At 29.3% G+C, this 19069-nt stretch carries 25 protein-coding genes; 17 read left to right on the top strand and 8 right to left on the bottom strand.

The features are described 5' to 3' along the window. Positions 1–283 precede the first annotated feature (283 nt). On the top strand, positions 284–727 hold the full coding sequence (locus tag B5D41_RS13090; protein WP_078811084.1) for a hypothetical protein: 444 nt from the start codon (positions 284–286) through the stop codon (positions 725–727). Between the two features lie 125 nt (positions 728–852). Here the strand turns inward: B5D41_RS13090 and B5D41_RS13085 are convergent, their stop codons facing one another. Further along, positions 853–1167 (bottom strand): type II toxin-antitoxin system RelE/ParE family toxin, encoded by a 315-nt coding sequence (locus B5D41_RS13085; RefSeq protein WP_078811083.1) that lies wholly within the window; start codon positions 1165–1167, stop codon positions 853–855. After that, positions 1160–1426, bottom strand: a complete 267-nt coding sequence (locus tag B5D41_RS13080) for a type II toxin-antitoxin system Phd/YefM family antitoxin (protein WP_078811082.1) — start codon at positions 1424–1426, stop codon at positions 1160–1162. The genes B5D41_RS13085 and B5D41_RS13080 overlap by 8 nt, the downstream gene beginning before the upstream one ends. A gap of 511 nt (positions 1427–1937) precedes the next feature. Between B5D41_RS13080 and arsM the strand changes: the two genes are divergently transcribed. From arsM to B5D41_RS13060, 4 genes are all read left to right on the top strand, one after another. After that, complete coding sequence (gene arsM / locus B5D41_RS13075) at positions 1938–2630, top strand: arsenite methyltransferase (protein WP_078811081.1); 693 nt, start codon at positions 1938–1940, stop codon at positions 2628–2630. Between the two features lie 19 nt (positions 2631–2649). Continuing rightward, complete coding sequence (locus tag B5D41_RS13070) at positions 2650–2961, top strand: ArsR/SmtB family transcription factor (RefSeq protein ID WP_078811080.1); 312 nt, start codon at positions 2650–2652, stop codon at positions 2959–2961. A gap of 234 nt (positions 2962–3195) precedes the next feature. Beyond that, positions 3196–4368: an ATP-grasp domain-containing protein gene (locus tag B5D41_RS13065; RefSeq protein ID WP_078811079.1), complete on the top strand. Its 1173-nt coding sequence runs from the start codon at positions 3196–3198 to the stop codon at positions 4366–4368. A gap of 130 nt (positions 4369–4498) precedes the next feature. Next, positions 4499–5158 carry a flavodoxin family protein gene (locus tag B5D41_RS13060; protein WP_078811078.1) on the top strand — a complete coding sequence of 220 codons (660 nt, stop codon included), beginning with the start codon at positions 4499–4501 and terminating at the stop codon, positions 5156–5158. Between the two features lie 301 nt (positions 5159–5459). On the opposite strand, the gene B5D41_RS14180 is transcribed toward B5D41_RS13060, so the two are convergent. Further along, entirely contained in the window at positions 5460–5606 is a 147-nt protein-coding gene (locus B5D41_RS14180; protein ID WP_159442967.1) for a hypothetical protein, read from the bottom strand. Positions 5607–5944: 338 nt separating this feature from the next. On the opposite strand from B5D41_RS14180, the gene B5D41_RS13055 reads away from it, so the two are divergent. Together B5D41_RS13055 and B5D41_RS13050 are read left to right on the top strand one after the other, a co-directional pair. Then, positions 5945–6562, top strand: a complete 618-nt coding sequence (locus B5D41_RS13055; RefSeq protein ID WP_078811077.1) for a LysE/ArgO family amino acid transporter — start codon at positions 5945–5947, stop codon at positions 6560–6562. A 71-nt stretch (positions 6563–6633) separates the two neighbouring features. Then, positions 6634–7338 (top strand): GNAT family N-acetyltransferase, encoded by a 705-nt coding sequence (locus B5D41_RS13050; protein ID WP_078811076.1) that lies wholly within the window; start codon positions 6634–6636, stop codon positions 7336–7338. Positions 7339–7365: 27 nt separating this feature from the next. On the opposite strand, the gene B5D41_RS13045 is transcribed toward B5D41_RS13050, so the two are convergent. After that, positions 7366–7791: an EamA family transporter gene (locus B5D41_RS13045; RefSeq protein ID WP_078811075.1), complete on the bottom strand. Its 426-nt coding sequence runs from the start codon at positions 7789–7791 to the stop codon at positions 7366–7368. A 494-nt stretch (positions 7792–8285) separates the two neighbouring features. Here B5D41_RS13045 and B5D41_RS13040 point away from each other — a divergent pair, with 494 nt between their 5' ends. Next, complete coding sequence (locus B5D41_RS13040; protein ID WP_078811074.1) at positions 8286–8759, top strand: hypothetical protein; 474 nt, start codon at positions 8286–8288, stop codon at positions 8757–8759. Between the two features lie 80 nt (positions 8760–8839). Here the strand turns inward: B5D41_RS13040 and B5D41_RS13035 are convergent, their stop codons facing one another. Next, the gene (locus B5D41_RS13035; RefSeq protein WP_078811073.1) at positions 8840–9988 is read right to left on the bottom strand and encodes a S8 family peptidase; all 1149 of its coding nucleotides are present in this window, start codon (positions 9986–9988) and stop codon (positions 8840–8842) included. A 134-nt stretch (positions 9989–10122) separates the two neighbouring features. Here B5D41_RS13035 and B5D41_RS13030 point away from each other — a divergent pair, with 134 nt between their 5' ends. Then, the gene (locus B5D41_RS13030; RefSeq protein ID WP_078811072.1) at positions 10123–11016 is read left to right on the top strand and encodes a hypothetical protein; all 894 of its coding nucleotides are present in this window, start codon (positions 10123–10125) and stop codon (positions 11014–11016) included. Positions 11017–11343: 327 nt separating this feature from the next. Here the strand turns inward: B5D41_RS13030 and B5D41_RS13025 are convergent, their stop codons facing one another. Both B5D41_RS13025 and B5D41_RS13020 read right to left on the bottom strand, forming a co-directional pair. Beyond that, positions 11344–11562, bottom strand: a complete 219-nt coding sequence (locus tag B5D41_RS13025; protein WP_078811071.1) for a hypothetical protein — start codon at positions 11560–11562, stop codon at positions 11344–11346. A gap of 82 nt (positions 11563–11644) precedes the next feature. After that, positions 11645–11848, bottom strand: coding sequence for a hypothetical protein (locus tag B5D41_RS13020; RefSeq protein ID WP_078811070.1), 204 nt, complete (start codon positions 11846–11848; stop codon positions 11645–11647). 201 nt (positions 11849–12049) lie between these two features. On the opposite strand from B5D41_RS13020, the gene B5D41_RS13015 reads away from it, so the two are divergent. From B5D41_RS13015 to B5D41_RS12995, 5 genes are all read left to right on the top strand, one after another. Then, entirely contained in the window at positions 12050–12256 is a 207-nt protein-coding gene (locus B5D41_RS13015) for a hypothetical protein (RefSeq protein ID WP_078811069.1), read from the top strand. A gap of 18 nt (positions 12257–12274) precedes the next feature. Next, the gene (locus B5D41_RS13010; RefSeq protein WP_078811068.1) at positions 12275–12490 is read left to right on the top strand and encodes a hypothetical protein; all 216 of its coding nucleotides are present in this window, start codon (positions 12275–12277) and stop codon (positions 12488–12490) included. Positions 12491–13192: 702 nt separating this feature from the next. After that, positions 13193–14458 carry a threonine synthase gene (gene thrC / locus B5D41_RS13005; protein WP_078811067.1) on the top strand — a complete coding sequence of 422 codons (1266 nt, stop codon included), beginning with the start codon at positions 13193–13195 and terminating at the stop codon, positions 14456–14458. Between the two features lie 81 nt (positions 14459–14539). Beyond that, on the top strand, positions 14540–14971 hold the full coding sequence (locus tag B5D41_RS13000) for a C-GCAxxG-C-C family protein (protein ID WP_078811066.1): 432 nt from the start codon (positions 14540–14542) through the stop codon (positions 14969–14971). 63 nt (positions 14972–15034) lie between these two features. After that, entirely contained in the window at positions 15035–15478 is a 444-nt protein-coding gene (locus B5D41_RS12995; protein ID WP_078811065.1) for a PPC domain-containing DNA-binding protein, read from the top strand. A gap of 104 nt (positions 15479–15582) precedes the next feature. Here B5D41_RS12995 and ylbJ read toward each other — a convergent pair whose 3' ends face one another. After that, positions 15583–16833 carry a sporulation integral membrane protein YlbJ gene (gene ylbJ, locus B5D41_RS12990; RefSeq protein WP_078811064.1) on the bottom strand — a complete coding sequence of 417 codons (1251 nt, stop codon included), beginning with the start codon at positions 16831–16833 and terminating at the stop codon, positions 15583–15585. 420 nt (positions 16834–17253) lie between these two features. Between ylbJ and rd the strand changes: the two genes are divergently transcribed. The 3 genes from rd to B5D41_RS14175 all read left to right on the top strand — a co-directional run bounded on the left by rd (position 17254) and on the right by B5D41_RS14175 (position 18834). After that, on the top strand, positions 17254–17418 hold the full coding sequence (gene rd / locus B5D41_RS12985; protein WP_078811063.1) for a rubredoxin: 165 nt from the start codon (positions 17254–17256) through the stop codon (positions 17416–17418). Between the two features lie 4 nt (positions 17419–17422). Then, positions 17423–18586, top strand: a complete 1164-nt coding sequence (locus B5D41_RS12980; protein ID WP_078811062.1) for an FprA family A-type flavoprotein — start codon at positions 17423–17425, stop codon at positions 18584–18586. A gap of 83 nt (positions 18587–18669) precedes the next feature. Further along, positions 18670–18834, top strand: a complete 165-nt coding sequence (locus B5D41_RS14175) for a hypothetical protein (protein WP_159442966.1) — start codon at positions 18670–18672, stop codon at positions 18832–18834. The last annotated feature ends 235 nt before the right edge of the window (positions 18835–19069 follow it).

Genomic DNA, 19069 nt, shown 5'->3' with positions numbered 1-19069 from the left:
TGTAGGAAGTCGGATTGACTCATAGTACTCTGAGACTAGGAAAGCTAGTTACATGGGGAAGGGGTGACAGGAATATGAACCCATCAAAGGAAACATTAACCGGACGCGCAAGGCCGGATAACTAGTGCCAACCTCACTATAGAAATACCAAAAAGCTATTTGAAATAGCTGATTACGGAAGGGAGTGCAATCTGAAGAGCCCGGTGCGGTAGTTCCGCACGCCGGGATCTGTGCTGGGCAACTAGCGTTCCTATTTAGGTTAAGAAAGCTAGGAGGAATTATATTGTCAACACCAAGGCGCAAACGGTTAAATAGAAAAGGTAGATTACAAGCAGCAAAAAAATGGATTCCAACATATGAGGGTAAGAATTTAGTAAGAGGATATAAAAAATGGTTTGGAGTTGATTTTATATGTGCGATAAAAGAGTTAGAGATGTTAGGGCACGAAATCAATGAAAAATATAAAAAACAGATATTGAAACAAGAAGAAGCGAAAAGAAAAGCTGCTAAAGAGAGAAAAAGAAGCAAGAAAGAGGAATTAATAGATGATCCTTCTTGGCAAAATGCAAAGTTTTATTTTATTGCTGGGTATACATCTAATGGGGTTCCATATGGTATCACCTGGGAAGAGTATGAGGAAAAATACAGTGAAACTAATCAGGATGATACATCAGATGATTCTCAGGACAATTTGAATAATGATTTTTTTGATGACGTTCCATTTTAAGTTTAATTTTTATAATAGAGTATTTTCATTAAGGCAAGTTGCAGAATTTTAGGATATTTATTATGTATGTTAGACTGTCTGGAAACCTATATAAAAAAGAAGTCCTAATATTATGAACTAGGACCTCAAATTAGAAAGTTATATTTTCTTTTACCATGTATTATTCTTTTTATTTCAACTTCTGTTACTTCTTCTTTTACTGTATAAAAGACTAAGTAATTTTCAATAACTAACATACGATAATTAAGGAATTTTAAATGTTCATCTTTTGGTGTTTTCCCCATGTAAGGAAATTCTTTTAATTTTGAAATAGTTTCATCGATTTGATTAAGGAAGTCTAAAGCAGCACTAGGATTATCAGTTTGAATATATTTTATTATTTCTTCTAGGTCTTTTTTAGCGATAGGTAAATAATTGACTTGAAATTCTTTATTACTCATTTAACTTAGCCTTCATTTCTTTCATTAATTTGTCATGTGAGGTTTTAGGTGCTTCTGATAAACTTTCTGTTTCAGCTTTACTAAGTTTTTGGTATAATTCAAGAAGTGCTTGTTGTTTTTCATATAAACCTAAACTCATAACAACCATATCGCCGTGACCATTTTTAGTTAAAAAGACTGGTTCGCCTTCTTCATGGCAGAGTTCTGATATTTTTTTAAAGTTATTTCTAAGCTCGGAAACAGGTTTAATAGTTGGCATAAAATCACTCCTTTATCATTCTGTTTAGTAATATTATATCATAATTATGATATAAAGTATACATATATTCTATATTTGTTTTTTGGAAGGGAGACTTATTTAATTATAAGTAGAACTATTATTAATTTTTTGGGGTAGACAAATAAGTTTAAAAAGCAAGGGGGTTCTAATTATTTATTAGAAACTTAATATAAAATGGGAAGTTAATTTTTCTAATGACCGCCAACATCACATAACATCGATTTACCACATCTAGCTAGATGCGTAAAAGTAGGATAAGTAGTGATTTATTGTAAAACATATCAATTTTTCCTTAGCACTATCAGGTAAATATTCAGCTACTATATCGCTTAAATACTTTTTATAAGGGAATTTTGCGTTTTTGATTCGTCTTTTTCCACTGTTTTCTTTTCTTACATCGCTTATCAGGCATTGCACCAGCCTACTATCTAAAATCGTTAATTGGCGATTGACGATTAATGTGTTATTATGAATTTAGGAGGGGATAAAAATGGCTAACTCTAAAGATGAAATTAGAGAAAAGATAATGAATAATTATTCTCAAGTAGCTAAAGGGGAAAATACAGGTTGCTGTAGTAGTGGATGTTGTAGTGGGAATCCTAGAGCTATAGCAAATTTAAATCAAGGGCAGACAGTACTTGATTTAGGTTGTGGAGCTGGTTTTGATGTATTTCTTGCTGCTCGAGAAGTTGGTTCAAAGGGAAAAGTTATTGGGGTGGATATGACTCCAGAAATGATTAGTAAAGCTAGAAAAAATGCTAAGAAGAATAATTTTACAAATGTTGATTTTCGATTAGGAGAAATTGAAAATCTTCCAGTAGTAGATAATTCAGTTGATGTTGTAATTTCTAATTGTGTAATCAATTTATCAGTTTATAAAGAAGCTGTATTTAATGAAATTTGTAGAGTATTGAAACCTGGAGGGACATTAGCCATTTCAGATATATTAAAGAAAGGTGAATTTCCTGAAAAGATAAAAAATAATATAGAGAATTATAGTAGTTGTATTGCTGGTGCTTTACCACCTAAAAAGTTTAAAAAAACATTAGAAAAAACTAATTTAGAAAATATTAAAATTATAAAAAAAGAGAATAGTAAAGAAATTGTTAAAGACTGGTCATCTGAAATTAATACTGAGAGCTTCATTTTTTCTGCTTATATTACAGCTCAAAAGTCACATTAAATAGTAGAGGGGAGATATAATGTTACAACAAACTAATAACACTTGGCAAGAAAATTTTGCACAATTATCTAAAGCATTAGGACATCCTCATCGGATTAAAATACTTCAAATTTTAACTGATTTACCTGCTGATAATCGTTGTATGGTAAGTAGTATTGTTGATCAATTACCTATTTCACAATCTACTGTTTCGCAACATTTAAAAATACTTAAGTACTCTGGTTGGATAAAAGGAAGGATAGATGGACCTAGAGTGTGTTATTGTTTAGAAGAAGGAGTTTTTGACCGCTATAGAAAACTAATCAATAATATTGAGAAGGAAACAAATTAAAAATAAAAATGATGAATTAAGCATTGATAAAGCAGGAATGGCAGTTTACATATTGCCTAATTCTTTGTCTCAAGATAATAATGTTCAAGTCAGTGTTAAATCACCTAAAAAAGAATTCAATTTTATTAAAATTTGATTTTTACTTGAAAACTATAAGTTTTTACGAGTGTGGTCAGTATCAAAAACGTTAATTGAAAGTGCAATATAATGTTAAATATTGAGAGGATGATGAAGATGCTAATTTTGGACAAACCATATATTTCGAAGTTTTTAGAAAATACGATTGTAGAAATGGAATTGCCTGTTTTAAAAAATGATGCTATAAAAGAATTTGGGCTAACTAATGATATTGATTATTTAAAAGATGAAGAATTTATTAGGAAGTTTAAAGAAAATGAAGAATTTTTTATTTATAGCAACTCAGAAAATCCAATTAATTGGATAGCTAATAATTTATCCTTTACTGATTTGCCGGAAAAGATTAACATTTTCAAGGATAAAGTTGAGTTTCGGAAATTATTAAAAGATATTTATCCTAATTTTTTCTATAAAGAAATAAGTTTTAGTGAATTAGAAGAGATAGATATAACAGAAATAAGAAAACCTTTTATTATAAAACCTTCAATTGGTTTTTTTAGTATGGGGGTTTATAAAGTTAATAGTGTTGATGAATGGGGAAATGTAGTAAAGGAATTGAAAAGAGAAGTTAAGAGGATGAAAGGGAAATATCCTATTGAAGTAATAGATTCTAGCAAATTTATTATAGAAGAGAATATAGGAGGTGAAGAATTTGCTATTGATGTATATTACAATGATTTAGGAGAACCAGTAATTTTAAATATTTTTAAGCATATTTTTTCTTCAGGTGAAGATGTTAGTGATCGAGTTTATATAACTTCAAAAGAAATAATAGAAAATTACTATAGTTTATTTTTAGACTTTTTATCTCAAATGGGTAATTTAGTTAACCTATGTAATTTTCCGATGCATGTAGAGTTTAGAGTTGATAAAGATAAACAGGTAACCCCCATTGAAGTAAATCCAATGAGGTTTGCAGGTTGGTGTACAACTGATATAGCTTATTATGCTTATGGAATAAATGTTTATGAATATTTTTTCAAGCAAAAGGAGCCTAATTGGGAAGAAATACTTAAGGATAAAGAGGATAAAATTTATAGTATTGTAGTTGCTGATCTACCAGGAGATATAAAGATAAATAATATTGAGGGTATCAATTATGAAGGATTTGTTTCACATTTTGAAAATCCTTTAGAGATAAGAAAGATAGATTATAGGGAACATGCTGTTTTTGCCTTTTTATTTACTGAAACGAATCGTGATAATTGGCAAGAGTTAGAAGAAATACTAAATTCAGATTTAAAAGAATATATAAAGTTAAAGGAGTAAAGAATTTTTATTTATTATGTCGATATACATGATATTTTTAATAGTCAATTCTTTCTAAGCTAATTATTTATTCGAAAAGATAATTTAAGTTAATAATAAATATTTGAAGCATACATAGGAGGGACAAATTATGAGTGAAAATAAAATCATAGGTATTAGTGCTGGGAGAAAAGAAAAAATAACAGAAAATGCTGTAAAAACGGTGCTTGAAGGTAGCGGTTTATCATTTGATTTTTATTCTCTTTCTAATTTTGAGGTGTTAACCTGTGATGGCTGTAATGGTTGTATAGAAACTCATAAATGCGTTAAAGATGATTCAGTAAATCAAATTTTAGAAGCTATTCAACAAGCACAAGGAATTGTTTTTGGAGCTCCAGAGTATTGGGAAGGAATGAATGCTAAAGGAAGAGCTTTTTGGGAGCGAGTCTGTTTTAGTACTCGACATAATGAAAAGTTTCCTTTACAGAATAAATCAGGAGTCATAGTTGGAGTTAGTGGTGATGGGGATTCAACAGCAGTAATTAAAGATATTGAAAGATTTTTTAATGATGCTCGTATAGAAAAAGTTTCTCAAATAGAAGTACAGGGAGAATATGCTTGTTTTACCTGTGGTTATGGACATAAATGTCAGGTTGGTGGTTTAGTTAATATGTATGATTTACCAATAGAAGTTTCAAAAGTAAAAATGCCTAACTTATGTGATCAATATCCAGAAGATAATGATAAAATGAAGAATATTAGGATTAAGCTTGAAAAGGCTGGACAGATATTAGCTGAGAAAATGGATTAAATATAAAGCTTAAATCATCAAAAAACGATAAACTAATTTTAAATTAATACTTACTTGATGGGTGTCATCTAGATTATCACCTAGGAACACATAATCATTTTGTAAATCATATTGTTTATGGAATTTTAAAAGAAGAATGGAATTAGGATATTAGAAGAGGTTTGGATGAATAAAAATGGATAGAGACTGGCAATTTGAAATTTTTACTAGAAAACAAAATAAAATTTCATAATTGCCAGCCAATAATTTTTGCTTAAAATAAGCTTTCTAGCCTAACTGGCTAGTATAAGTATTAAGTTCCTCAGGTTTTACCAGTTAACAAGCTGTAAATATAAAAAACGCCTACTCCACCTTCAAAAATTGCTAATGATTGATTGCCAGCAGCAAAATCTTTAAAACCGGAAATTAAAAGATAAATTGCAGCAGTCCATTTTAATATTTTAATCAAATTCTATTCCCCCTATATCAAACAAATTAATAACGCTATATTAATTACTTATTAGTATTTTATATTTTTCCTTCTAGTATTTCAATTAAATTAATTTATTATTAATAACGCTTAAAAAAGTCATACCTGTAACGACATTTAGTTATGATGTATAAATATAATTTGGGACTTATTTGCAGGTGATATGATAGTATTTACAGAATTTCAACATTTGAAGAGATGATAAATTTTTTAGAAAAGGCTGCTAAATATTTAAAAGAGAAAGGAAAGTTATACTTAAGTTTTATGGGATGTTTTTATCTTTGCTGAAAAAGATTATTAAGAATAGGAGATAAAAGATGTATAACTATTTGATACAAGGATTATTTTTAGGACTAGCATATGTTGCACCGATAGGTATGCAGAATTTATATGTAATAAATACTGCAATGAAAGGTAATAAAATCAAGACTTATCAAGTAGCATTAGTGACAATATTCTTTGATATTACACTTGCTCTTGCCTGTTTTTTTGGAATAGGATTATTGATTGAAAATGTTCCAATATTGAAATCAGCTATTTTATTAGTAGGTTCTATCCTAGTTATGCATATTGGAATTAGTTTAGTTCGTTCTTCATCAGATGTAAGAGATGATGTGAAAGTGAGTGATTCAATAATTAAAATTATAACCACTTCTTTTATTGTGACTTGGCTAAATCCTCAAGCTGTGATAGATGGTTCGTTATTATTAGGAAGTTATCAGACTTCAATTCCTGTTCAAATGTCTAAGTATTTTATACTAGGATTTAGCAGCGCATCTTTCATATGGTTTATCTTTATATCAACTATAACATTGATTCTAAGAGATAAATTAAATAATAGTATTGTTAAGGGGATAAATATAATTTGTGGAATAATTTTAATATTTTTTGGTGTTAAGCTAGGATATTCTTTTATTCAAATAATAAATGGTTAATAAATAGATTATTGTCTAACTACTACTTGCTTTAATAATGCTAAAGCGGGAAGGGTGGGTTTGAGATAGAAATGAATCATAATCTAGAAAATAAACTTAGCAAAAATTTACCTCGGGACATAAGCGCATTAGGGTTTGTTCAGAATTATCCAATAAAAAAAGTATATCAAGTAGGGAATTCCTACATTATCTTAGGTAAAAGTGATCACCTATGGGCCTATGTTTCTAGTGAGGATAAAGATGAGCTAATTCATCTTATCAATAAATATAAATATGAAACAAAGTATTTTGCCTCAATTGAAAGCTGGATGAAACCTATTATACAGAAGAATAAGGATGTAGAATGGGAATTACAGACTAAGCGTTTTATTTTTCCCGAACATCTAGAAATTGGGGTATTAGACAATAGGGTTAAACGACTTAAAAGTTCAGATGCAAATTATATATATAATAATTCTCATTATAAAGAGGTTACTTCCATTAAATACATACAAGAACGTATCAATCAGGGAGTATCTGCTGGAATAACTAAAAATAATAAACTTATAGCATGGGGATTAACCCATGATGATAATGCATTAGGTTTTTTGCATGTGCTTCCTGAATATAGGAGACAAGGATATGCCGAGGAGATTACAAAATGTTTAATACAAAAGCAAAGAAGTGAGAATAAAGAAGTCTTTTTAAATATTGAAATTGATAATTTCAAATCTGAAAGCTTAGCAACTAAACTGGGATTTGTTTTTGATAGAAAGATAAGTTGGTTTAAGATTTAAATAATCTAAAAACCATTTACAAGATATCTATCTATTAATAATTATTAATCCAATGATACAGAGTACTATTCCTAATATTTTGTGAGGTCCAAATCCTTCATTGAAGAATATAACTCCTATGGGTATTAACATAATTGCCAGGGAAACATTAGCTACTAAAGACCCCACACTTATATCCCATCCTGCTCTATATGCAAGCAGATAACCAAATTCAAGCCCAACGATTGATATTCCAAGTATAATACTAGTCCAATTTAATCCATTAAATGATTGGAAAAATCCTGTGTCAGTTTTATAAAATTGTGACGTAATAATAGTTAGTATTGCTGCTGTTAAGTATGTAATAAATAATGCGGAAAAAGGATTAGCATTACTTGGTGTTGCTTTTTGAGATACATTATACATAATATTTGAAATTACTATCAATATAATAGAAGCAACGTACATAAACATAATTTAACCTCACTTATCATATGTATTTTATCAGTCATTACATTAGAATAACTATAAATTATAGTCTATCAAAAGGTCTCATAATTGTCAATAAAAAACGTTCTTTCTGGTTTAAGATTTAAAGTAATACCAGAAAGAACGTTTTAATAATATAAACTATGGACATCTGATCAAAATAGGTTTTTAAAAACTTATGGTGTTAAAACTCCTCCAAGAGCTTCAAATAGGAACTGGATTATAAATATAGTGATAATTAAATCAATAAGGCTACCTAGAGAAGTATCTTGAGATATACTAGCCATAGTTGTCACCACCTTTCTTTAATCTTTATAGGTAATGTCATATTATAATATGTATATCTGAACAAAATGTGAATATCTATTAATTAATAATTTAGTTAATTATTTATAATAGAGTAATCTCATTAAATTGAATATTAAGAGATATAGAGAGGGTAATAGATGAATATAATTTCAGAAAGGAGGGATTACAAGATGGATGGACAAGAAGAGTTAACTGAGAATGAAGAGATAAAGAATAATCAATCTGAGGATGAATTTAATGATAAAGAAGCAAAGGAGCAGGAATCAGTTAATGATGAAGAGTCAACAAGTGCTAACTCTGAAGAAGAATATCATATTAGTCCAGTTATTTCAACGTGTTCTAATTTAAAGGATACTGCTTGTATGCTACGAACTTTTGCTGACGATCTTGAACAATTGGTTAAAACTGTTGAACCGATGATTCAACTTGCCAATAAGGATTATAGAAATGCTAGTTCCAAGGAGAATCAATTAGATTTACAAAATAATTATAGTCAGAAGGAGACTAAATTGGATAATGAAAGTAAAACTAATAATTTAGATTTACTTTCATTGCTGTCTCAAACAGGTGATGGTGGTCAAGGCTCATTGAATGATATATTAATGAAAGCAATAATGCAAATGCTCTTAAAACAGATGATATAAAGTTGCAATTCTATTTAATGAGCATATTTGAAATATGGATAAGCGATAAGATGGGATGTGAACTTATCGCTTATCACTTTTTATTTTTTCATAAATTGTTTTTCTGCTAATTTCATAGTTTTTAAAATATTTACTATTCCAGCTCCTTGTTTTTCTTTAGGAACTGAGGGTATAGATGAAGCCCCTTTAATTAATAATTCTTTAGTTTGTTTAGGATTTAAATCTTTAAAAATACTAATTAATAAAGCGATAGCTCCAGTTACATGGGCAGTTGCCATTGACGTTCCATTAAGAGTTCTAAACCTATTATTTCTCCAAGTAGATTTAATATTAACTCCTGGAGCCAAGAGGTCTAATCCTTCTCCATAATTATTAAAGTTAGCAATCTTTTTTCTTTCATTTATGGCAGCCACGGCTATTACCTCTGGATATTTAGCTGGATAATCTATAGTTTTTCTACCTTTATTACCAGAGGCTGCAACCATAGTGATACCTGACTTATATGCTTTTTTTACTGCTTTTTTTAAGCTAGAATTATCTTCAGTAGTTCCAAAACTCATATTTAGTATCTTAATATTATTTTTGATACTCCATTCTATTCCTTCAATTACAGAAGATAATCGGCCTTCTCCATTCCTATTAAATGCTTTAATAGGATAAATTTCAACATCGGGAAGAATACCTAAAATTCCTTTGCCATTTTTTCTACCGCCAATAATTCCAGAGATATGGGTACCGTGACCATGGCTATCATATGGTAATGTTTTATGATTAATTGTATTGAGTCCATTGTGAACAGGGGTTAGATCATAATGGTTTAGATCGACACCAGTGTCAATAATACCAACCCTAACTTCACGAAAATGAGCCCAAGCATTAAGTGCATCAATTGCTTTTAATCCCCAAGATTTCATATCATTTTTAGAATTAACTTGTAAAAAGGTATCTTTTTCTATTCTTTTTATACCAGAAACTGATTGAATCATAGTTTTGTCTTCAATGTTCTTAAATTGATATACAAAACCATTAACTAAAGATAGTTTTTTAACTAGTTTTCCTCCATTCTGTTCTATTTGACTCTTAAATTCTTTTTTATTAAATTCTTTATCAGTGATAATAATATACTGGGTAAGATTTTTAGCCTGAGGATATTCTTTGAATTGACTTATTTCTAGTTGGCTTAATAGGTTAGTTGTTAATAATAATTTTAAAAGTATATTTAAATTCATTGATTATACCACCTCCTTTAGGATTACGGTCTAATAACTATAGTATGTTAGTTATCATGATAATGGGAATTAACTATTGCAGCATATAAAAAAAAGCAAAAACATAATATTACAGCAAGGGAGGTGATCTATAAATGAGTATTGATGATTTCAAAAGAGACAACTCTAAAGTTAAAGTAAGAATGTCTAGGTATAAGAGATGGCGAGCAGCTCAAAAAGAAGAACAGAAGAATAAAGATGCTAAAAAAGATAAGCCAAAAAAGAAAAAGTTTTTAGAACCAGAAACTGAATTAGATTCTTTACAAATTTCAAGTGTTGAGAGTAAAGAAGTTATTAAGGATGAAACAGTTCCAACTAAAGAAGAAGAGAATAATAAGGAAAGTAACAATATAGTTGATAAATTAGAGGAGATTGTATCAAATAAAGGGGAAGATATAGAGATAGATGTAAAAAAAGATAAATTAAATAAAATTAAAAGAGTAGAAGATGAAAAAGAGATAAGTGAAGGGCAAGAAAACAAACCGGAAGATAGTAACGAAGAAAAGATTCAGGCTAAATCAATTCCTAAACATGAATCTGAGAAAATAGAAGTTGAGAATATGGAGAGTTTAGATTCTAAAGATAAAAAGGATGAAAAACGAGAAGAAATTAATGAAAATAGTTTTGAAGTAAGTACTCTTATGAAAACATGCTACAATTTAAAGAATATTACACCTGGAATAAGAAAAATGGCTAATAATATAGAACAAATGGTAGATAGTATTGAAAAGTTAGAAGAATTTAGAATGAAAGTTGATCAAAGAAATTATTCTCATCAAAAAGTTCAAAATAAATCTGAGCAAACTAATCAACAATCAGAAGCAATTAAGAATGGTACTAATAATAAGAATAAAATTGGTAATTCAATTTTACAGCTATTGAATCCAAATATAGATGGGTCTATGGAAGATATGAACAAATCATTAAATGATATGATAATGCAAATAGTTATGAAAAAGTTATTAAAACAGTTTATGGTTAATAAATAATTTTTGTATACTTATTATAAATTTATTTTAGATATAAATCAAAAGCATTCTCCCTGGAGTTGCATAACCCCAAGGAGAATGCTTTTATTATACGACATATAAGCTATGGAGTTTTATTTTTAAACTTCTGGTGGATTTAAAATTCCTTCAAGGGCTTCAAATAAAAACTGGATAATAAAGATAGTGATGATTAAGTTAATAAGGTTACCAAGAGAAGTCTCTTGAGATATTTGTGCCATAGTTATCACCACCTTTCTTCAATTTTCTTAAGAAAGTAATATCATAATATAATATGTATATCTAAGAAAAATGTGAATACTTAAATTATTATTCATTTCTATTATTAGTTAATATAGATAGTATTTGAAAAAGTAGGAGAAGATCTAACGTACTTCCTAATTTAGCACTTCTGACTATAGCGTCTTCAATAATTTCTTCCGGTACTGATGGAGTTCTAGTTAATTCTTCAGCAGCTCCGACAAAAAGTCGATAGGAATTGGTTAATGAGGTAAAAGTTTGAGTGATATCATTAAAGTCATTGGTCATTTTAATCCCTCCTAAATTTTAATTATATACATTATATGCAAAGGAAGAGCTATTTGATAATAGTTTATGAATTTAATTAATGTTATTCTTGATTATGATTTGAATTATTATTAGATTCTCTTATTTTCTGTTGTATATGATAAGCTGATCCTAGAGGATTAATATTAGATAAGCGTTTTACATCTGGATTAAGAGCCTGAATATCTTCTAAAAAAATTATCTCATCAGTGACTTCCGTAGCTAAATTTGCAAAAACCTCAGCAATCGATTCAGTTGGGTTTATCAATTTTATCACCTCGTTAGTAATTATTTATAAACATTATATGTAATTGAAGAATAGGTTGTTAATTTAAAAATAGATTTAAAAGTATTGCACACTTATAGTAGGGACTACATATTATAAAATATGAATTATGGTTTGAAATGCGCTTAACCTAAAAATATTGGTATTAGGCGCATAAATAAAATGAAGGAGGAATAACATAACATGCTTAATTTCCCTAAGAATGATGATGCTGGAGTATCACAAGAGAATGGTTTCGGTGGGCTAATTGACGTAATTCTTGTAATTTTTATTATTCAATTTTTATTTTCAGCTTTAGGTGGAGGTGACGGTGGAGGTATTCTTGATGGTCTTTTCGGTGGTCTTACAAGTTCATCATCTAATGATGTTGTAGATTTAGATGATGAATAAATAAGGAGGATCAATAATATGAATGGTATTTCAAAACCTCAATCATTAGAAGAGGTAAAATTTCTAATTGGTAACTTTGGAGATGCATTATCCGATGATAATATTAAAATAATTACGGCAATTATAGATGAGATTGAAAATGCGGGCGGATTAGATAAAGCAGATCCTTCTCAATTAGAGCAATTGATCCTTTTATTAGCTCAACAGAATGATATAGATTTATCAGAACTATAAAGAATTAATTGATAATAAAAGGGAGGTGACGTATATGTTTGGGGTTTCGCAGCAACCACCAACCTCTATTGAAAATTTAATTAATTTAATAATTACCATATTCATTATCCAGTTTTTATTTGAGGCTTTAGGTGGAGTTTTAACACCGTAACATTCCATAGAATATTAATGTTTTATCAAAATAATCAAGGCTATTATAATAATAGTTCTTGATTATTTTGTTTTTTAATTTATTTATTGAATTATTAGAAAGGAGTGAAAATGCGCTTTTTTAAAAAGTAAAAGCGATAATACTTATGAATAGAAGATTATTAAATATAAATTTAGAAGCATTTTGTAGTAGCATTAATGGTGTCTTTGAATTTGGAGCATTTTTTTTATTAATTGTTGTACTTTTAGAAATTATAGAGAATCAAAATTAATTATTTTTGGTTTAATGAATAAATTACGTAATAGAGGATTAGTAAATTAAAGGGAGTAAATTATAATTCTTTAATTGCTAATCCTTAACTATTATAATTATAAAATTTATTATAGTACAAATATTTTTATATAGAAATTGATTTTTAGGTACTATATAAACTACAAGAGATTACTTAAGTAAAATAGAGTTAATTTAGAGAAGGAGCTCAAGCGGTAAGTAAAGAATTACATCGTATGCATGGATTTGTATGATTTAGTTTTTATAATGAAGACGTGATAATGGTAGGAGATGAAATAATAGCTAACCTATTAGGAGGGATTTATATTAAAGGAATAAAACAATCAAGAAGATTAATATCAACTATATCTAATAATGAATATCCATTTGATAGAATTGAAGAAGTTGCGGTTAATGATGAAACATTAGAAGTATTTATTCCTGAATTAAATAAAGCAAGAATTAAGTCTGGGAAATATTTGTGGGAAAGGTATGTTGATTTTCTTCCTTTTACTAGAATGAGTAAAGAATTTTCGTTAGGTGAAGGCAATACTCCGTTAATTCAAGGTAACGATTATTTACAAAAATTTACTGGAGTTAAAGATTTATTTCTCAAGAATGAAACTCAAAATCCAACTTGGAGTTTTAAAGATAGAGGTTCTTTAGCTTGTATATTTATGGCTAAGGAGATGGAGGAAGTGGTAACAGCTACAATTTCAACAGGGAATATGGGGAATTCAATATCGGCTTATGGAGCTAAGTCAGGAATTAATGTTATTGTTTTTGTTCCAGAATTTACACCTATAGAAAAGATTAAGGCTATGACTATTCATGGAACAAAAGTGATTAAGGTGAAAGCACCTGATTATTCATTCATGAAAAAACGAATACTAAAATTAGCTAAGAAATTAGGTTTAAGAATTGTTTCCGGAAATGGACCTATTAGAGTAGAAGGATATAAGTTGACTGCTTTCGAGCTTTATGAACAGATGGAAGGTACTGTTCCTGATTATATTACAGTTCCGACTTCAGCCTGTGGTCATATTAGAGGTATTTTTAAAGGTTATAGGGAATTAAAGAAAGCAGGATTTATTGATAAGTTACCTAAGATGATTATTGTACAGGCTAAAAATAATAGTCCTATTGTTAGTGCTATTAAAGAAGGAAAGACTCAGATTCAGTCGTTCTCTAACTTTACAACTATTGCTGAAGCAATTACCAGTGGAACTCCTATGGGTGGGAATGAAATTATACATAAGGCCAAAGAGTTTAATTGGCTTGCTGAAGATGTGACTGAAGAAGAAATTTTAGAATCGCAAAAGGTATTAGGTAAAGCTGGTTATTTTGTAGAACCTGCTGCTGCAACGTCTGTATATGCTGTTAAAAAGCTTAAGCAAAGTGGTGATATTGCAAATGATGCAAAAGTTTTACTTATGTTAACTGGTTCAGGATTAAAAGATATGGAAGTTTTTAAGGAACACTCATTTGATATTATGGAGAGTAATCTTCATAATATTAAAGTAGATTTACAACAATTATTAAAGTAGATAATTTATGATTACATTTTTATTAATATTTAATTTATAAAGCATTAATCATAGTATAAATGAAATAGGAGGTATAACAGGATGAGTAATATTAAAGAAGCTATGGATTATTTTAAAGAAGGATTTAGTTGTTCACAAGCTGTATTTGCAGCATATGCTCCAAAATTTGGGTTAGATCAAGAGACCGCTCTTAAGATTTCTGGACCTTTTGGTGGTGGGATAGGCGGTATGGGAGAAACTTGTGGAGTAGTGACTGGTGCACTAATGGTGGTTGGACTTAAAGATGGGGTAATAGTATCTGACCCTGAAGAAAAAGCGAAAGTTAAGGCTAAGGCTCAAGAATTTATTAATAAATTTAAAACAAAAAATAAAAATATTACTTGCATAAAATTGCTTGGCTGTGATATAAGCACTGAAGAAGGAATGGAAATAGTCAAAGAGAAAGAATTAATTGATAAAGTTTGTTCTAATTTAGTCAAAGATGCAGGAGAGGTTTTAGAAGAAATATTGTAAATAAGAATATATTAATTAACAAATTATTATAGGGATTTTGAAATATATGAGGAGGAGATAATAGTGCAATATTCAGAAGCGAGTATCGGGAGAATATTTATTCTTCGTCTTGAAAATGGAGATCAAATACCAGGAACTATTGAGAAGTTTGCCAAAGACAAGCAGATTGGCTCAGCAACAGTATTATTTATTGGAGGAGCAGATAAAGATAGTAAAGTTGTGGTAGGACCTGAAGATGGCTCTGCTAAAGATCCTATTCCACAAGTTAATGAGTTAATTGGTGTTAGTGAAGCAGTAGGAGTAGGAACAATATTTGTTAATGAAGATGAAATACCTAAATTACACCTTCACTCTGCTTTTGGTCGTGATGGAGAAACGGTTACAGGTTGCACGAGAGAAGGAATTGATATTTGGCATATTGGTGAGGTTATAATATTAGAACTTATTAATAGTTCAGCTCAACGGAGGATAGACCCAGCTACAGGATTTGAGTTATTAGAAGTTTAATAATAAATATATAAAAAGCAGAATAAGTCTTTTCTTAAAATGTCACATTACCAGCATAAATCAAATTAAAAAGAGCCAACATCGAAATGTTAGCTCTTTTTAATCTAAAGTTTAATCATAACTATTGTAACTTTTCTTATTAGATAAATTAAGAAAGAAATAACGATTAAAATGCTTAGTAAAGTGATTATACCTAAGGACAAGAATTTGATTCGTTCAAAATAATTGATTCCAATTGAAAGATTATTAAGATGGTAACCTTGCTGTAAAAAGACAGGCAGTGCTCCTTGTGTACTAATGCTTTTAATAGGTTCAAAGATAAAAAAAGCAACTATACTGGCAGCAACTCCGTGTAAAACTCTAGCCCAGATATAAGGTTTAATTCTAATATCAGTCCCATTGACCATAGTAGCTACCTGAGCATGAACAGACAATCCACTCCAAGCTATGATACCACTGGCAATAATAACTTGTTGAGATAGAGGAGCTGATACTTGGCTAGCTAAATCTGCACCATTAGTAATTTCAAATACTCCACTAATGATTGGTAATATTAATGATTTATCTGTTCCTAAAAGCTTTATGATAGGTAATAAAAGAGTAGTAATTAATTTAGTGATCCCGATTAAATGTAATATTTCGGTAAATACTGAAAAAAGAATAATGTATCCTCCGACTAAAAGTAAGATATTTATAGATTCTGTAATTGCATCTCCGAATAATTCTCCTAAAGGACGTCCGTCGTCTTTTCGTGCTCTGTAAAGTTCATTAAAGGCATGTTTAAATATATTATCTTCTTTTATAGGTGTATTTTTAATATCTGTATTTCCTTGGGAGGGGTTATAAAATCTCATGGTTAGACCAACTATAATACAGGAAATATAATGAGCTACAGCTAAAGTAACTCCTAGTTCCGGCTTACTAAACATTCCTACAGCAACAGCACCGATCATAAAAAGCGGGTCTGCAGTATTACAAAATGAAACAAGTCTTTCTCCCTCTACTTGTGTACATAATTTTCTTCTGCGCAAGTTACCGGTAATTTTAGCACCAATGGGATAGCCTGAAGCCAATCCCATAGCAAAAGCAAAAGCCCCTACACCGGGTACTTTAAAAATCGGTCTCATTAGAGGTTCTAACAATGCCCCTAAAAAATGTACTGCACCTAATCCCATCAAAATTTCAGCCATAATGAAGAATGGAAGCAAAGCTGGGAATACAATTTCCCACCAAGTATGTAACCCATGGACAGCTGCTTCAAAACTTCGTTCGGAGAAAACAATTAGTGAGATAGTAATAGAAATAGCAACTGCTGCTTTTAAATAGGCTGCTTTTTTACTACTTATTATACTCAAAATAAAACCTCCCTAAATCTTTACTTTATTTATATAATAATATTGATGTCAATGGATATTTATGCTTAAAATTAAATTAAAGGATTTACTTAATAATATTATTTTTACGATAGTAAATTTATGTCTATAATTTTGTTTAAAAAGAAAGTATATTTACTCTAAAATCAGAATAAAATTATTGTTTGAAGAAAAAAATTGATAAATATAAAAGATGATGTTATAATTAATAATAGATCCTATTATTATTAGAAGTAAATTTTTAAAGTAGGGAGTTAAAATAAAAAATTATAAGTGGTAATTGTTGTGGATGATAATTTAATATTAATTTAATAGGCTACCTATTTATTAATTATATTTGAATTTGATGAGTCTAATTAAATTACTTTTATTAAAAGAGAGTATATATAGGAGGTAATAATCATGGATAAGTGTCGTTGTACAGTGTGTGGGTATATTTACAGTCCCGAAGAGGGGTCTACTAAAACTGGTGTAGAACCTGGAACCTCATTTGAAGATATACCAGAAGACTGGGTTTGTCCAGTATGCGGAGTAGACAAAAGTCAATTTATTAAGGAGGAGGCTTAAATTTTTGGAACCTGTAAAAATAAAGGAGAATATTCATTGGGTAGGAGCAATTGATTATGATTTAAGAAATTTTCATGGTTATTTAACTGAAGAAGGATCTACATATAATTCATATTTAATTGTAGATGATAAAATTACTTTAGTTGATACTGTAAAAGAGAATTTTGCTGATGAAATGCTAGAAAGAATTTCAAAAATTATTAATCCAGCAAAGATAGATTATGTAGTGACTAATCATGTTGAGATGGATCATTCAGGTAGTTTGGATAAAGTAATGGAAGTAGCTGAAAATGCTACAGTGATTATTTCACCTAAAGGGAGAGAGAATTTACATATTGATTATGATGAAGAGTGGAATTTTAAAACAGTTACTACCGGAGATCAATTAAATATCGGTGAAAGAAATTTAGATTTTATCTTGACTCCTATGGTTCATTGGCCAGATAATATGGTTACCTATTCAGGCGATGATAAAATACTATTTTCCAATGATGCTTTTGGTCAGCATTTTGCTTCTTCGGAGCGATTTGTCGATGAAGTTTCTTGTGATATTGCTATTAAGGAAGCTAAGAAATATTATGCTAATATAGTATTCCCTTATAGCTTTCAAGTTGAGAATGTTTTAAAAAAAGTTGTTGATTTAGATATCGAAGTGATTGCCCCTTCTCATGGTCTTATTTGGCGTTCATTTATTACAGATATAGTTGAAAAATATAAGTGGTGGGTTACCAAAGAAAATAAAGAAAAAGCTGTAATTATTTATGACACAATGTGGGATTCAACTGAAAAAATTGCTTATGCAATTCAAAATGCTTTTGAAGCTAAAGGGATAGACATTAGCATGAAAAATTTGGATACTAATCATATTTCAAATATTATGACTGATATCTTAACGGCTGAATATGTCTGCGTTGGTTCGCCGACTCTAAATAATAATATGCTTCCTTCGGTAGCTAGTTTTTTAACTTATTTACAAGGATTAATTTATGGTAAAAAGACAGGTTTAGCTTTTGGTTCCTATGGATGGAGTGGCGAAAGTATTGACCATGTAGCTGATCTTTTAGAGAAGAGTGGTTTTGATTTATTGGATAAAATAAAAGTAAATTATGTACCGGATGAAAATACTTTAAAAGAAATAACTAATGGACTTAAAAAAGCCCTTGATTAGTTATTGGCCCTATTATCTATAGATAATAGGGCCTAATTGTTTTAATATCTTAAGACTATGTTTAATTTTAAAAGAGGGAGAGTATGATGGTTAAAGTACTAGCAATTAAAGGCAGCTCTCGTCAAAAATTATCAGTAATTTATTTGAAAAATCCTATTCCCGAGTCAAATTTGAATGATCTTTGTGTTGTTTTAGATGGTTTTCCACAATCTATTTCTATTCAAGCAAAGGCAATAGAAATATGGTGACCTACTTTAGATTCTAATGAAAAAGTTATTGTTTCTAAAGAGTTAAGCTAAGAATTTGTTAAATAGTTAATAATTTGGCAAAGTAAATATAAACGTTTTTAACCATCTAATATATTTTTAGGTGGTTTTTTATTATCATTATATTGCTTCATTGTAAAATTAACTTGAACTAATAAAAAATTAATAAAAAAATGCCCATAGTGGACCAAACTGTAATATAATTAAATCACCACAA

Origin of the sequence: Selenihalanaerobacter shriftii (assembly GCF_900167185.1) — a bacterium.
GTDB lineage: Bacteria > Bacillota > Halanaerobiia > Halobacteroidales > Acetohalobiaceae > Selenihalanaerobacter > Selenihalanaerobacter shriftii.
This window is presented reverse-complemented; position numbering and strand designations above follow the sequence as displayed.